Origin of the sequence: Massilia mucilaginosa (genome assembly GCF_011682145.1) — a bacterium.
GTDB lineage: Bacteria > Pseudomonadota > Gammaproteobacteria > Burkholderiales > Burkholderiaceae_D > Telluria_A > Telluria_A mucilaginosa.
In genome coordinates this window covers 154027-169342 of sequence record NZ_WHJH01000008.1, presented here as the reverse complement: position 1 = coordinate 169342, position 15316 = coordinate 154027, and the positions used below count along the sequence as shown (strand labels likewise).

The window sequence follows — 15316 nt, the reverse complement described above, 5'->3', positions numbered from 1 at the left end:
TGGGCTCATGGCGACCCTCACTTTCCCTCTGTTTCCTCTTGGTACAGTCCTGTTTCCGGACGGCGTGCTGCCTTTGCAGATTTTCGAAGTGCGCTATCTCGACATGGTGGGCAAGTGCATCGCCAGCGGCAGCCCGTTCGGCGTGGTGCTGCTGACCGAGGGCCACGAGGTGCGCACGCCCGAGGGACAGGAGCGTTTTCACCCGGCCGGCACCCTGGCCTCGGTGCACGACAGTACGATGAGCGCGCCCGGGCTGATGCAGGTCAGTTGCCGCGGCGGCGCGCGCTTTCGCATCCTGGCCAGCGAACGCCGTCCGAACGGCCTGTGGATGGCCGAGACCAAACTTGTCGAAGACGACCATCCGGTGCCGGTGCCGTCCGAGCTGCAGGGCGCGGCCGACGCGCTCGACCGCGTGCTGGCCTCGCTCGACGAGGTGCCCGAGCAGCGCTGGCCGGTGCTGCCGCCGTTCCGCCTGGACGACTGCGGCTGGGTCGCGAACCGCTGGTGCGACCTGCTGCCCTTGCCGAACGACCAGAAATACCGCTTGCTGATGCTGGACAACCCGGTGATCCGGCTCGAATTGTTGCACGATATGCTGGACGAACATGGCCTGATCACGTCCTGAACCGTGTTGCGGGGGGCGCATCGTGCGCGGGCATGGGGCAATGATAAGATACAGGGAAGCGACTTTTGCCCCTGCCGCACGGGCGCCCCGATCAGACGAGGATGGCAGTATGAGCTTTTCCGATGAAATCCTGAAAGCCTACGCCGACGGCGCGCTCGGCGAGGACACCCGCCAGGCGGTCGAGGCGGCCCTGCGCGAGGACCCGCTGCTGGCGGCCCGGGTGCGCCTGCTCCTGACCCAGCACAGCAATGCCTTTGCCGGTTTCGGGCCGGGCAGCGCCGACGGCGCGGCCCAGCGCCAGGCGCAGGCGCCGCGCTCGGCCAAGGTGGTGCACCTGCATGCGGTACGCAACGCGCGCGTGGCCGGCGTGGCGGCGCCGGCCGTGGAAGACGTGCCGCAGATCTGGTCGTGGCCGGCCTGGGCCAAGCTGGGGGCGATGCTGTCGGCCGCCGTGCTGGCCGGCGCCGGGCTCGGCTACGCGGTCCAGCCGGTCCCGCTGGTGCTGGGCGACGGCGACGGCGACGGCGCCGCCATGATGGCGCGCGGCGCGCTGGCGCAGGCGCTGACCCAGCAATTGTCGGGGACCCCGGCGGCCGACGCCCCGGTGCGCATCGGCGCCAGCTTCCTGTCCAGGGAAGGCGGCTACTGCCGCAGTTTCCGCGTCGCCAACGGCGGCGGGCTGGCCTGCCGCATCGACGGCGGCGGCTGGCAGCTCGATGTCTTCGCCGGCATGGACGGCGCGCCTGGCGAGTACCGCAGCCCCGGCGACGGCATGCCGCAGGCGGTCAGCGGCGCGATCGCGCGGCGCGCCGACGAGCCGCTCGACCCGATCGCCGAACGCGCCGCGCGCGACCGCGGCTGGAAGCGCTGAGGGCCGGCGCGCCAGGCCAAGCGCAGGCGCACGGCCAACTCAGGCGCACAAGGCCCGGTTGCGCCCCTCGGTCTTGGCGCGGTACATGGCGCGGTCGGCATGTTCGATCAGTTGTTCCGGCCCACCGCTCTCGTCCGGCATCAGCGACACCACCCCGATACTGATCGTCACCACCCCATACGGCGACTTGGCGTGCGGCAGCGCCAGCTTTTCCAGCGCCAGGCACAGCGCGCTGGCCAGTTCGTGCGCTTCGGCCACGCTGGTGGCGGGCGCCAGCAGGGCGAATTCTTCGCCGCCGTAGCGCGCCACCAGGTCCGACGGACGCCGCGCATGGGCCGCGATCACGCCGGCCACCGCGCGCAGGCACTGGTCGCCGGCCTGGTGTCCGTAATGGTCGTTGTAGCTCTTGAAATGGTCGACGTCGAGCATCGCCAGCGCCACCGGATAGCCGTTGCGCGCGCCGCGCCGCCATTCGGCTTCGAGCGCGTTGTCGAAGCCGCGCCGGTTGTTGATGCCGGTCAGCCCGTCCGTGGAGGACAGCGCCGCCAGCTTGGCATTGCTCGCTTCCAGCTCGGCGGTGCGCTCGGCCACCATGTGCTGCAACTGCTTCTGGCGCCGGGTCAGGTCGCGCACGCGCGCGCGGTACGCCGCGCTCAGCAGCCCCAGCGCCAGCAGGGCGAGGATGGTGCGGAACCACCAGGTTTTCCACCAGGGCGGCAGGATCGTCACCGTCATGCTGGCCGCGTTCTCGCTGCGCACGCCCTGGTGATTGGCGGCGCGCACCGAAAACGTGTACTTGCCCGGGTCGAGGTTGGTGTAGGTGGCGCTGCGGTGCGCGGCGTCGGTGAGCACCCAGGCGCGGTCGAAACCGTCGAGCCGGTATTCGTAGGTGTTGCGTACCGGATCGGTGAAGTGCAGGGCCGCGAATTCGATCGAGAACACCGAGCCGTCGCCGGCCAGGGTCAGGTTGCTTGGCGCCGTCACCGGGCCCTCGAGTTTCAGGCCCGGCACCGCGCGCCCGTCGCGCAGCGAGCGGTTGAACACGCTGATGTCGGTGATGGCCACCTGCGGCGGCGAGGACACGCTGCGCACCGCCGCCGGGGTCACCCCGGTGATGCCCTTGACCCCGCCGAAATACAGGCGCCCGTCCGGCGCGGCGTGCGCGGCGCCCGAGGAAAACCCTTCCGACAAGCCATCGGCGGCGGAGAAACGCGCCACCTTGCCGCTGTCCGGATCGAGCCGCAGCAAGCCATTCGCGGTGCTCAGCCATAACTGGCCGGCGCGGTCGCTGCGCATCGCCAGGATCTTCAGCGGCCCTACGCTGTCGGGGCCGTCGTAGCGGCGGAAGCTGATCGCGCCCCGGGCGTCGGTCATGATCTGGTTGACGCCGCGCGCGGTGCCGGCCCACAGCCGTCCCTGCGGGTCCTGGTACAGCGAGACCACGTTGTTGTCCGACAGCGAGCGCGCATCGCCCGCGCGCTGGCGCAGGTGGCGGAAGTTGCCGCTGGCCTGGTCCAGCACGTCGAGCCCGCCGCCGCCCCATTCCGAACCCATCCATACGCGCCCGAGCTTGTCTTCGACGATGCTGGTGGTGCCGCTGACGCTGCGGCTGCCCGGGCGCGCCGGGTCGGACGGGTAGGGCGTGCTGTGCCCGCTCGCCGGGTCGTAGCGCAGCACGTGCTGGCCGGTGCCGATCCAGAGGGCGCCGCCGGCGGCCGGGGCGATCGTATTGATGAAGTCGCTGCCGACCGAGCCGAAGCTGACCACCCGCACCGGCGCGTCGAGCGCGTCGAGCCGGTTCAGGCCGGCCGAGGTGCCGATCCACAAGGGGCCGTCCGGCTGCTGGTACAGGCTGTAGACGATATTGCTGCTCAGTGCGCTGGGCGGCGCGCCCGCCGCGGCATGCTCCGGGTCCGGCCTGGCCTCGGCGCGGTAGCTGCGCAGCACGGCGCCGCTGGCGCTGTCGAACAGCGACAGGCCGGCGTTATTGGCCAGCCACAAGCGGCCGCCGGGCGCGCCTTCCATGGCGCGCATGGCATTGTTGGGGCGCAGGTTGTTGGCGTCGACGTCGAACGGAATGAAGCGCTGGAAGCCTTCGCTGTTCAGGTTGACGAGGCTGATGCCGTCGGTGATCGAGCCGATCCACAGCATGCCGCTGCGGTCGTGCATGACGGCGCGGATATCGTCCGACGGCAGGCTGTAGGAATCGTTGGCGCGGTGCACGTAATGGACGGCCTTGGCGCTGCTCCGGTCGTCGCTTTTATCCCAGCGCAGCAGGCCGGCGCCCAGGGTGCCGGCCCAGATCGTGCCGTTGCGGTCGCCGTACAGGGTGTTGATGCGGGTGGCGGGCGAGGCCACCTGCCGGCGCGTGCTCCACGGCTGGCCGGCGCGCCAGCTCACCACCCCGGTTTCGGTGCCGATCCAGAGCGTGCGGTCGGGCGCGAAGTGCAGGGCGCGCACGATGTTGAGCTTGGGATCGGGCGCCTCCGGCCGGTCGACCCGGAAGTGCAGAAAATCGCGCGCGCCGGGCGCCAGGTAATCGAGCCCGCCCGGCCAGGTGGCCGCCCACAGGCCGCCGCCGGCATCCATGGCGATGGCGTTGAGGTCGTTCGATGCGAGGCTGCCGGGGCGCGCCGCGTCGTGCAGGTGCAGGGTGAAGCGGGCAGCGGCCGGATCGAAGTGCTGCAAGCCGCCCCAGGTGGCCAGCCACATGCCGCCCTTGCCGTCGCCGATGATCTTCTTGACGATGCGCTGCGACGCCGGCCCCGGCGGCGGCACGAAGCGCGTGAAATTGTTGGTCTCGGGATTGAAGCGCGCCAGCCCGTTCTGGGTCGCCACCCAGATGGTGCCGGCCGCGTCCTGGTACAGGTCGGAGACGCGGTCGTGCGGCAGGTTGCCGCCGCTGTTGGCGTTGCTGGCGTACTTGACCGCGTGGTAGCCGTTGTAACGGTACAGCCCGCCGCTATGGGTGCCGATCCAGACGAAGCCCTGGCGGTCCTGCAGCATGGCCAGGATCGACAGCTCGCTCGAATCGAAGGAGGGCAGGCGCTTGAAGCGCAGCGGCGAGGTCGGGGTGGTGCCGGCCTGGGCGGCGCCGGCGCCCAGCATGACACACAGCAGGGCGCACAGCAGCAGGCGCGGCGGGGCGAACGGGTGACGCGCGAAGGCGGTAAATACGCTGAGCATGGCAAATAGGTGTCTACAGTACCGGCCACCCCGGGAATGCCGGGGAACCCGGGCAGTGTAAACCAAGTTGGTTGTGCGGCAATACCTCTTTCAAGATGTATTATCGATGTACAGTTGCCGGGATTTAGGGTATCGTTTACGGCACTATTATTGCATCTACGTCCGTACGCCCGGTTCTGCCGACGCTGTCGTGGCACTATTCGAGCTGGCCACCGGTCTTGCCACTACGCCGGCTCGTTCCCGTCCATCCTGGAAGTTCCCCGCGTCGGCCTGTCCGGGCGTAGAGCAGATTGAACCCACGCCCGGAAAACTTATGTCTGAAACACCGATTACCATCGAAGCCGACAGTGCACCCACCGTCAAGTTCGCCGATTTCGGCCTTGCGCCGGAGATCCTGCGCGCACTGACGGACCAGGGCTACATCCATCCGACGCCGATCCAGGCCGCGGCCATTCCGATTGTGCTGCAGGGCCGCGATGTCATGGGCGCGGCCCAGACCGGCACCGGCAAGACCGCCGGTTTTTCGCTGCCGATCATCCAGCTGCTGCTGGCCCACGCCAGCCCGAGCATGTCGCCGGCGCGCCATCCGGTGCGCGCGCTGGTGCTGACCCCGACCCGCGAGCTGGCCGTGCAGGTGGCCGAGAACGTCAAGGCCTACGCCCAGCACACCCCGCTGCGCTCGACCGTGGTGTTCGGCGGCATGGACATGAAGGGCCAGACCATCATCCTCAAGGGCGGCGTCGAGATCGTGATCGCCACCCCGGGCCGCCTGCTCGACCATATCGAACAGAAAAACGTCAGCCTGGGCCAGGTCCAGATGCTGGTCATGGATGAAGCCGACCGCATGCTCGACATGGGCTTCCTGCCGGACTTGCAGCGCATCATCAACCTGCTGCCGAAGAAGCGCCAGAACCTGATGTTCTCGGCCACCTTCTCGCCGGAAATCAAGAAGCTGGCCAACAGTTTCCTGACCGACCCCGTCACCATCGAAGTGGCGCGCAGCAACGCCACCGCCGACAAGGTCACCCAGATCGTCTACAAGGTCGCCGACGAAGCCAAGCGCGACGTGGTCGAATTCCTGATCCGCGGACGCGACCTCAAGCAGGTGCTGGTGTTCTCGAACACCAAGATCGGCGCCTCGCGCCTGTCGCGCCACCTGGAGCAGGGCGGCATCAAGGCCACCGCGATCCACGGCGACAAGACCCAGCAGGAACGCATGGCCGCGCTCGACGCCTTTAAAAAGGGCGAGATCGACGTGCTGGTCGCCACCGACGTGGCCGCGCGCGGACTCGATATTTCCGACCTGCCGTGCGTGATCAACTTCGACCTGCCGTACAACGCCGAAGACTATGTGCACCGGATCGGCCGCACCGGCCGCGCCGGCGCCTCGGGCGACGCCTTGTCGGTGTTTTCGGACAAGGACGAGCGCTTGCTGGTCGATATCGAAAAACTGATCAAGCAGACCATCACGCGCGGCGAACTGGCCGGTTTCGTGGCGGGCAGCGCCGCCGCCAGCGGGCGCACCGAGTCGTCCCCGGGCGAACGCCGTCCGCGCCGCGACGACAGCGCCGCTGCCGCCGGCGCGCGTTCGTCCAGCCGTCCGCCCGAGCGCGAACGCGGCGGCGAGCGCAGTTTCAGCTCCTCGGGCAGTAGCGAGCGCAGTGCCGGCGGCGCGTCGTCGGGCCGCTCGGCGCCGTATCCGCGCCGCGAAAAAGTCGACCCGTGGTTCCTGACCCCGTACGAACCGGCCAAGAAGAGCACGCCGGCCGTGACCGACCAGGTCGCCACCAGCGCCAAGCCCAAGCAGAAGATCGCCGTGCTGCTGGGCGGTTCGCCCAAGCAGTAAGCAGCCGGGCGCGACCGGTGGCGCCGGCACGGCGCGCACCACGTTTGTTCCTTCGGCGTGTTGTCGGGATGTATAATTTGCCTAAATGTAATGCCGCCGTGCGTGTGGCCCCTGGTCGCGCGCCGCGGCGTTTCTCTTTTTTATCACTGTATAGCCATGAACAAACTAAGTAATCAAAGCATCGCCATCCTCGTGCCTTGTTATAACGAGGAACTGACGGTTGCCGCGATTGTTCGCGACTTCAATGCCTGCCTGCCACAGGCGGTGGTGTACGTCTTCGACAACAATTCCAAGGATGCCACCGTGCGCCTGGCGCTTGAGGCCGGCGCCGTGGTGCGCAATGTGCCCCTGCAGGGCAAGGGCAACGTGATCCGGCGCATGTTCGCCGATGTCGACGCCGACATCTACATCATGGTCGACGGCGACAATACCTACGACGCCAGCGTGGCCCCCAAGCTGGCCGAAAAGCTGGTCGACGAGGGACTCGACATGGTGGTCGGCACGCGCGTGTCGACCGAGCAGGAAGCCTACCGCTTCGGCCACCGCTTCGGCAACCGCCTGCTGACCGGCTCGGTCGCGGCGGTGTTCGGCAATACCTTCACCGACATGCTGTCGGGCTACCGCGTGTTTTCGCGGCGCTACGCCAAGTCCTTCGCGGCGCACTCGGCCGGCTTCGAAACCGAAACCGAACTGACCGTGCACGCGCTCGAACTGCGCATGCCGGTGGCCGAGGTCGAAACCATCTACCGTTCGCGTCCGGAAGGCTCGGTCAGCAAACTCAACACTTACCGCGACGGCATCCGCATCCTGTGGACCATCATCAAGCTGTTCAAGACCGAAAAGCCGCTGGCCTTCTTCTCGCTGGCGTTTTTCGCCTTCATGCTGGCGGCGGTCGGCCTTGCCGTGCCGCTGCTGCAGACCTACCTGGCCACCGGCCTGGTGCCGCGCCTGCCGACCGCGATCCTGTCGGTCGCGCTCAGCCTGTTCGGCGTGATCTCGCTCAACTGCGGCCTGATCCTCGACACCGTGACCAAGGGCCGCATCGAGCAGAAGCGCTTCGCCTATCTGGCCATCTCGGCGCCGCGTGTCAAACATGCCTGAGCCCGGCGCTCGGGCCGGCGTCCCCGCCACGCCTCCCGCAGTGCCGGCATGAAGCTCGCTAGCGAGCTGCTGCGCTTCGGCGCGGCCGGGGTGGCCGGCTTGCTGGTCGACCTGGGCGTGCTGGCGCTGGCGCGCAGCGCCGGCCTCGATCCATATGCCGGGCGCGTGCTGTCCTTCCTGTGCGCGGTGTTCGCCACCTGGCAGATCAACCGGCGCTACACCTTTCACCCGGCCGGCATCTCGCTGTGGACCGAATGGTGGCGCTACCTGCTGGCCATGAGCGGCGGCGGGGCGGTCAACTTCGCCACCTACAGCGCCATCGTCTGGCTGTTTTCCGGCGTGCCGCACATCCCTTACTGGGGCGTGTGCGCCGGTTCGCTGGCCGGCATGGCGGTCAATTTCGTCGGCGCGCGCTGGTTCGTCTTTCAACGTAAATCGTAACTCTTTATCGCAGGTAATGCATGAATGTCGTGACTCGGGCAATTTCGCGTGTGGACGCCGGCGCGCTGCGCCTATGGGACGGGCTCGACCGCGCCCGCATGCTGCGCCTGGCCATGTGGGTTGGGCCGTTCATGGCCGGCCTGGTCTCGATGGCGCTGGGGCAGGACGCCAACTGGGACTTGCGCAATTATCACTGGTATAACCCGTACGCTTTCCTGAACGACAAGATCGGCTTCGACCTCAATCCGGGCCAGTTCCAGAGCTATTTCAACCCCACCATCGACCTGCTGTATTACGGGCTGGCCTCGCATTTTCCGACCCGCGTGACCGGCTTTGTGATGGGTTTCCTGCACGGGCTCAATTTCGTGCTGCTGGTCCTGATCGTGCGCCAGGTGCTGGGCGCCGCCGGCGAGCCGGCCGCGCTCGCCACCACGCGCTACCGCCTGCCGCTGCTGCTGGCCGTGGCCGGCTGCATGGGGTTTTCCTTCCTGACCCAGCTCGGCAACACCATGGGCGACAACCTGACCTCGCTGACCGTGCTGGGCGCCATCGCGCTGCTGCTGCGCCAGTGGCCGCAACTGCTGGCCGGCGGCGCGCGCGCGGCCATGATCGCCGCCCTGGCCGGGCTGATCATCGGCGCCGGCACCGGGCTCAAGCTGACCAATGCCAACTATGCGCTGGCCCTGTGCCTGGCGCTGCTGACCCTGCGCGTGTCGCTGTGGCGGCGGTTTACCACCGCCTTCGTGTTCGGGCTGGGCACCCTGGCCGGCATCGGCGCCACCGCCGGCCACTGGTACTGGCTGATGTGGAAACAGTTCGGCAATCCCCTGTTCCCCCAATTTAACAATATCTTCAAGGCGCCGCTGGCCTCGCAGATCGCCGTGGCCGACATGGGCTGGGTGCCCAAGAGCGCGCTCGAAGCGCTGCTGTGGCCCTTCATCTTCACCTTCAATTCGCGCCGCGTGATCGAGTTGCCGATGACCCAGATCATCTGGCCGCTGGTCTACATCGCCTTCATCGCGCTGATCGCCCAGCGCCTGCGCCGGATGTGGCTGGCCGCTCCCGCTCCCGCCAGCGCCATCGTGGCCGCGGGCGAGGCCCCCGGCGCGCGCCTGCTGCTGGTGTTTTTCGCACTCTCGTACCTGATCTGGCTCAAGCTGTTCGGGATCTACCGCTACATGGTGCCGCTCGAACTGCTGGCGCCGCTGGTGCTGTGGCTGCTGCTGCACCGCCTGTGCAGCTTGCCGGTGGCGCGCGCGATCGGCGCCTGGTGCATCGTGCTCTCCGCCATCGCCGGCCTGCCGCGCGTGGATTGGGGCCATCACTACAATGGCGAGAAAAGTTTTACCGTGCAGGTGCCGGCGTTTGCCGAACCGGAACAGAGCATGGTGTTTACCGTGCATGGCGATCCGCCGATGTCGTGGATGGTGCCGAGTTTTCCGAACCGCCTGGCGTTCGCCGCGCTCGGCTCGGGCTTTCCCGAGTCGCCCGCCTTCGCCGAGCGCGTCGCGCAGATGGTGGCCGCGCGCCGTGGCCCGCTGTACGTGATGATCACCGCCCCCGGCTTGCCGCCGGGCCCGCGCAGGGGCGCCCCGGCGCCCGAGCCCGAGACCGCGCAGCGCCTGCGCCGCCTGTACGACGCTGGCGCGCAGGTGCTCGAACGCTACAAGCTCGGCTTCAATGAAGCGAGCTGCGTCGTGTACGACGCCCGCTTCGGCGGCGGCGCCAGCGATCCGTATCAACTGTGCGAAGTGGCCAGGCTGCCATGAGCACCTTTGCAGTGCGCATGGGCCGGCATTCTGCCAAGATCTGGATCATTGCCTTGCTGGGACTGCCGGCGCTGCTGTCGCTCCAGCGCGCCCTGAGCAAGCCGGCCGACCCCAACCTGGCGCAGCTGCCGGCGCGGCCGGTCAGCTTCGCGGACTGGACCGCCGCGCCGCCAATCCTCGACGCCTGGATGGCCGACCATTTCGGCGGGCGCAGGGTGTTCATCCGGCTCGGCACGATCGTGCGCTTTCACCTGTTTCATGAATTCTCGACCAACCAGATGGCGGTCGGCCAGCACGGCCGCTATATCCTCGCCTCCCACAGCGCCAAGGGCGCGCCCTACCAGGCCATCCACACCGTGTGCGGCAAGGGCGTGGCCAATGCCAGCACCGTCCCCTACCTCAATAAGATGTTCGGCGCCTTCCACGCCGCCGGGCTGCAGCCGAAACTGCTGGTGGTGCCGTCGGCCCCGGCGGTCCACCCGGAAGACATGCCGCCCCAGCTGGTGGCCGAGTGCGCCGGCGAGCGGACCGCCGTCACCGGCGTGCTGGCGGCGCCAGAACTGCTGCCCGCGGCGTCAAGCAATATCATGTATCCGCTCAAGGAAATGCGCGAAATCAAGAAAAGCGCGACCCTGTTCCCGCTCACCTGGTTCCACTGGACCGGCGCCGGGCTGGACGACGTGGCGCGCCTGACCCTCACCCGCTTCTGGCAGCGTCCGCTGGAGCAGGGGCCGCCGCTGGCCACCCGCAGCCGGCGCGCGAACTCAGATGTGTCGCACCTGTTCGCGGGCGTCAGCCTGAAGAGCCAGATCGTCGAACCCGACCTGGACGCCTCCGGCGTCAAGGCCTGCATCGGGCGCGACTGCTATCCGGAAGTGGCGGCCGCGCGCATCCTGCAAGATGTCAGCCGGTTCGACAATCCGCGCGCGCCGGCGCGCCGCCTGTTGATCATTTCCGACTCCTTCGGGATCAAGATCGCGCCCTGGTATGCGCGCTACTACCGCCAGGTCGAGCACATGGCCACCAACCGGGTCGACCAGCTCTCGCCCCAGCAAATGGCCGAGCTGAAAACCTACCTGTTCCGCGAGCCGGCCGGCACCGACATCCTGTTCCTGTACCACGATGGCGGCGCCATGTACGACACTTTGCGCCTCGGAACCGAAAACATGCTGCCGTAGCGGACGCCGTAGCGGACGCCGTAGCGGACGCCGGGATGAATCGCCGATTCTCACGATTGTTTCTTGGCAACTATCGATTTATTGCAACAAGGCGATGCTATAATCGCGCGCTTATCCAGCGCCGCCAACGACGCCGTTTTTATCTGACGAGACATCTTATGGTTTTCAGTTCGGCCGTTTTCCTGTTCTATTTCTTCCCCTGCTTCCTGCTGCTGTATTACGTCCTGCCATGGAAAAATGCCGTCCTGCTGATCGGCAGCCTCTGGTTCTACGCCTGGGGCGAGCCGCGCTTCGTGCCGCTGCTGATGCTCTCGGCATTTCTGAACTACAGCTTCGGCTGGCTGATCGCGCGCGCCGGCGGCCAGCGCAAGCTGCTGCTGGGACTGGGGATCGGGCTGAACCTGGCGATGCTGGGCTATTACAAATACCTGGGCTTTTTCGCCGGCATCCTGAACGCCGTCGGCCTGCGCGAAGGCGCGCTGCCGGCCATCGTGCTGCCGCTGGGGATCTCGTTTTTCGTGTTCCAGGGCATTTCCTACCTGATCGACGTGTACCGCCGCGACATCACCGCGCAAAGCAGCTTCCTGCGCTTTGCCATGTACAAGGCCATGTTCCCGCAACTGATCGCCGGCCCGATCGTGCGCTACCGCCAGATCGCCCACGAGGTCGACCAGCGCTCGCTGACCAATGAACGGATCTGGATGGGTTTCCGCCTGTTCGTGCTGGGCCTGGCGCAAAAAGTGCTGATCGCCAACTACGTAGCCTTGCCGGCCGACCAGATCTTCGCGGTCGATCCGTCCAAACTCGACGCCCCCGGCGCCTGGGTCGGGATCGCCTGCTACACGATCCAGATCCTGTTCGACTTCGCCGGCTACTCGAACATGGCGATCGGCATCGGCCACATGCTCGGCTTTACCTATCCGCCCAACTTCAACCGTCCGTATTCGGCCACCTCGATCACCGATTTCTGGCGCCGCTGGCACATCAGCCTGTCGAGCTGGTTCCGCGATTACCTCTACATTCCGCTGGGCGGCAACCGCGCCTCGCCGGTGCGCACCTACTTCAACCTGGCGCTGGTGTTCTTCCTGTGCGGCTTGTGGCACGGCGCGGCCTGGACGTTTGTCATCTGGGGCCTGTGGCACGGCGCCCTGCTGGTGCTCGAACGCCTGGGCGGCGCGGCCCTGCTGGCGCGCCTGCCCGGCGTGGTGGCGCAAGCCTGGACCATGCTGTGCGTGATGGTCGGCTGGGTGTTCTTCCGCGCCGACAACGTGCCGTACGCGCTCAAGTATCTGGGCAGCATGTTCGGCGCCTACGACGGCGTGGCCGACGCCCATCCGTGGCGCCACAACCTCACCGTCACCGCCACCATCGCGCTGACCATCGGCATCGTGCTCGCTTGCTGGCGTTTGCGCGCCGGGCCGGGCGAGAAGGGCGAGGCGAAGGCGGTCCCGGCCATCGTCGCTGCGCGCAGCGGCGCCCTCGCCAACAGCGCCAGCGTGCTGGCGACGGCCGCGCTGGCGCTGCTGTGCATCAGCAGCCTGGCGGCCGGTACCTACAATCCCTTCATCTACTTCAGGTTCTGACATGGGCTCGACTGTGCTCGCGCGGGTGGGCCGCCACTCCGCCAAGATCTGCATCATTGTCATGCTGGCGGTGCCGGCGCTGATCTCGGTCAAGGCGGCCCGCAAGCCGAACGACCCCAACCTGACGCCGCTGCCGGCCCGCCCGCATACGCTCCAGGAACTGATGGAAATGCCGCCCAAGGTCACGGCCTGGGTGAGCGATCACTTCGGCCTGCGCGGGCGTTTCATCATGGCCGACAACATCATGCGCTTTTACCTGTTCCACGAGTTTCCGTCGGTTCAGCTGGCCTACGGCCAGAACGGACGCTACTTCATGGCGGCGCACGCCAAGACCGTCGGCCCGTACCAGGCCATGACCACCGTGTGCAGCAAGGGCAAGGCCAACGCCAGCACGATTCCCTACCTGAACAAGCTGTTTACCGCCTTCCACGCGGCCGGGCTGGACCCCAAATTGCTGGTGGTGGCCTCGTCCCCGGCGGTGTATCCGGACGACGTCCCGGCCGACCTGGTGAAAGAATGCACCAGCACCGACACGCCCCCCGCGCGCGTGCTGGCCTCGCCCGAGCTGCTGCCGGAAGCGCGCAAGTCGATCCTGTATCCGCTCAAGGAAATGCGCGAGATCAGTAAAAACGCGACCCTGTTCCCGAAGACCTGGTTCCACTGGAACGGCGAGGGCCTGGACCAGGTCGCGCGCCTGACCTTGAGCCACTTCTTCCAGACCCCGCTCGACCAGCCGCCGCTGAAGGTGCGCACCTACATGGGCCACTCGGACCTGGGCCACATGGTCATCGGGGTCAATCTCGACACCGAATTGACCGAGCCGGACCATGGCGCGTCCGGCATCAAGGCGTGCTACGGTGCCGACTGCTATCCGGAGATGCCGGGCGTGGCGCGCGTGCTGGGCGACGTCAGCCGCTTCCACAACCCGAACGCGCCCAAGCGCCGCCTGCTGATCATTTCGGATTCCTTCGGCGCCAAGCTGGCGCAATGGAATTCGCGCTATTACGGCGAGGTCGAGCATTTCTGCACCACCCATACCTACGAGCTCAACCCGCAGCAGATCGCAGCGATGAAGGCGTATATCTACCGTAACCGGGCCGATACCGACATCCTGTTCGTGTATCACGACGGCGGCGCCATGTATGACGTGCTGCTTCTCGGAACCCAGGGGATCCTGCCGGATCCGCTGGCGGCCGCACCCTGAGGCAGCGGCCTGGGCGTTTGACATTTACCCACGCATGCCGGGCGGCGCGCACCCTGCGCGCCGCCGCTGTTTTCCGGTGACGAGACATCATGGTTTTCAGTTCAGCCGTTTTCCTGTTCTACTTTTTCCCCGGCTTCCTGCTGCTGTATTACGTTTTGCCGTGGAAAAATGCTGTCCTGCTGATCGGCAGCCTGGTGTTCTACGCCTGGGGCGAGCCGCGCTTCGTGCCGCTGCTGCTGCTGTCGGCCTTCCTGAACTACAGCTTCGGCTGCCTGATCGCGCGCGCCGGCGGCCGCCGCAAGCTGCTGCTGGGACTGGGGATCGGGCTGAACCTGGCGATGCTGGGCTATTACAAATACCTGGGCTTTTTCGCCGGCATCCTGAACGCCGTCGGCCTGCGCGAAGGCGCGCTGCCGGCCATCGTGCTGCCGCTGGGGATCTCGTTTTTCGTGTTCCAGGGCATTTCCTACCTGATCGACGTATACCGCCGCGACATCGCCGCGCAAGGCAGCTTCCTGCGCTTTGCCATGTACAAGGCCATGTTCCCGCAACTGATCGCCGGCCCCATCGTGCGCTACCGCCAGATCGCCGCCGAAGTCGAGCAGCGCAGCATCACCAATGCGCGCCTGTGGATGGGGTTTCGCCTGTTCGTGCTGGGCCTGGCGCAGAAGGTGCTGATCGCCAATTCCGTGGCGCTGGGCGCCGACAATGTCTTCGCCAACGATCCCGCCCAGCTTAACGCGGCCTCGGCCTGGCTGGGCATCGCCTGCTACACGATCCAGATTCTGTTCGACTTCGCCGGCTACTCGAACATGGCGATCGGGATCGGCCACATGCTCGGGTTTAGCTACCCGCCCAATTTCAACCGCCCGTACGCGGCCACCTCGATCACCGACTTCTGGCGCCGCTGGCACATCAGCCTGTCGAGCTGGTTCCGCGATTACGTCTACATTCCGCTGGGCGGCAACCGGGTCTCGCCAGTGCGCACTTACTTCAACCTGGCGCTGGTGTTCTTCCTGTGCGGACTGTGGCATGGCGCGGCCTGGACGTTTGTCATCTGGGGCCTGTGGCACGGCGCGCTGCTGGTGCTCGAACGGCTGGGCGGCGCGGCCCTGCTGGCGCGCCTGCCCGGCCTGCTCGGGCAAGCCTGGACCATGCTGTGCGTGATGATCGGCTGGGTCTTCTTCCGCGCCAGCGACGTGCCGTACGCGCTCAAGTACCTGGGCGCCATGTTCGGCGGCCACGACGCCCAGGCCTACTTTCGCCCGTACCGCATGGACGTGGGCAGCAGCGCGCTGCTGGCGCTGGCCGTGGGGACCGGGCTGGCTTGCTGGCGCTGGCAAAGCGCGCGCACCGCGCAGCAGGGCGCCGCCGATGCGGCGCCGGCCGCGCGCCTGCCGCCCGTGCTGGCGCATGCCGGCCACGCCGCGCTGACCGCCGCGCTGGCGCTGATGTGCGTCGCCAGCCTGGCGGCCGGCACCTACAATCCCTTCATCTATTACCGCTTCTGAT

11 protein-coding genes are annotated in these 15316 nt (G+C 67.2%); 10 read left to right on the top strand and 1 reads right to left on the bottom strand.

Features of this window, described 5'->3' with window-relative positions; all coding sequences use genetic code 11:
• Positions 1-7: 7 nt before the first annotated feature.
• Both F2P45_RS10170 and F2P45_RS10165 read left to right on the top strand, forming a co-directional pair.
• A complete protein-coding gene (locus tag F2P45_RS10170; protein WP_166873714.1) occupies positions 8-625 on the top strand; it encodes an LON peptidase substrate-binding domain-containing protein in 618 nt (205 codons plus the stop codon).
• Between the two features lie 109 nt (positions 626-734).
• Positions 735-1496, top strand: a complete 762-nt coding sequence (locus F2P45_RS10165) for a hypothetical protein (protein WP_166873712.1) — start codon at positions 735-737, stop codon at positions 1494-1496.
• Positions 1497-1535: 39 nt separating this feature from the next.
• On the opposite strand, the gene F2P45_RS10160 is transcribed toward F2P45_RS10165, so the two are convergent.
• The gene (locus F2P45_RS10160) at positions 1536-4682 is read right to left on the bottom strand and encodes a ligand-binding sensor domain-containing diguanylate cyclase (protein ID WP_166873703.1); all 3147 of its coding nucleotides are present in this window, start codon (positions 4680-4682) and stop codon (positions 1536-1538) included.
• A 313-nt stretch (positions 4683-4995) separates the two neighbouring features.
• Between F2P45_RS10160 and F2P45_RS10155 the strand changes: the two genes are divergently transcribed.
• The 8 genes from F2P45_RS10155 (at position 4996) to F2P45_RS10120 (ending at position 15315) form a co-directional block, all read left to right on the top strand.
• Complete coding sequence (locus tag F2P45_RS10155) at positions 4996-6528, top strand: DEAD/DEAH box helicase (RefSeq protein ID WP_166873700.1); 1533 nt, start codon at positions 4996-4998, stop codon at positions 6526-6528.
• A gap of 156 nt (positions 6529-6684) precedes the next feature.
• Positions 6685-7629, top strand: coding sequence for a glycosyltransferase family 2 protein (locus F2P45_RS10150; protein WP_166873697.1), 945 nt, complete (start codon positions 6685-6687; stop codon positions 7627-7629).
• 48 nt (positions 7630-7677) lie between these two features.
• Positions 7678-8070 (top strand): GtrA family protein, encoded by a 393-nt coding sequence (locus F2P45_RS10145; RefSeq protein ID WP_166873694.1) that lies wholly within the window; start codon positions 7678-7680, stop codon positions 8068-8070.
• 20 nt (positions 8071-8090) lie between these two features.
• Positions 8091-9839, top strand: coding sequence for a hypothetical protein (locus F2P45_RS10140; RefSeq protein WP_166873691.1), 1749 nt, complete (start codon positions 8091-8093; stop codon positions 9837-9839).
• Positions 9836-11017 carry a hypothetical protein gene (locus tag F2P45_RS10135; RefSeq protein ID WP_166873687.1) on the top strand — a complete coding sequence of 394 codons (1182 nt, stop codon included), beginning with the start codon at positions 9836-9838 and terminating at the stop codon, positions 11015-11017. Before F2P45_RS10140 ends, F2P45_RS10135 begins: the two co-directional genes overlap by 4 nt.
• Positions 11018-11175: 158 nt before the next feature.
• Positions 11176-12600 carry an MBOAT family O-acyltransferase gene (locus F2P45_RS10130; protein WP_166873684.1) on the top strand — a complete coding sequence of 475 codons (1425 nt, stop codon included), beginning with the start codon at positions 11176-11178 and terminating at the stop codon, positions 12598-12600.
• A 1-nt stretch (position 12601) separates the two neighbouring features.
• Positions 12602-13804 (top strand): alginate O-acetyltransferase AlgX-related protein, encoded by a 1203-nt coding sequence (locus tag F2P45_RS10125; RefSeq protein WP_166873681.1) that lies wholly within the window; start codon positions 12602-12604, stop codon positions 13802-13804.
• Between the two features lie 89 nt (positions 13805-13893).
• Positions 13894-15315 carry an MBOAT family O-acyltransferase gene (locus tag F2P45_RS10120; protein ID WP_166873678.1) on the top strand — a complete coding sequence of 474 codons (1422 nt, stop codon included), beginning with the start codon at positions 13894-13896 and terminating at the stop codon, positions 15313-15315.
• Position 15316 lies beyond the last annotated feature (1 nt).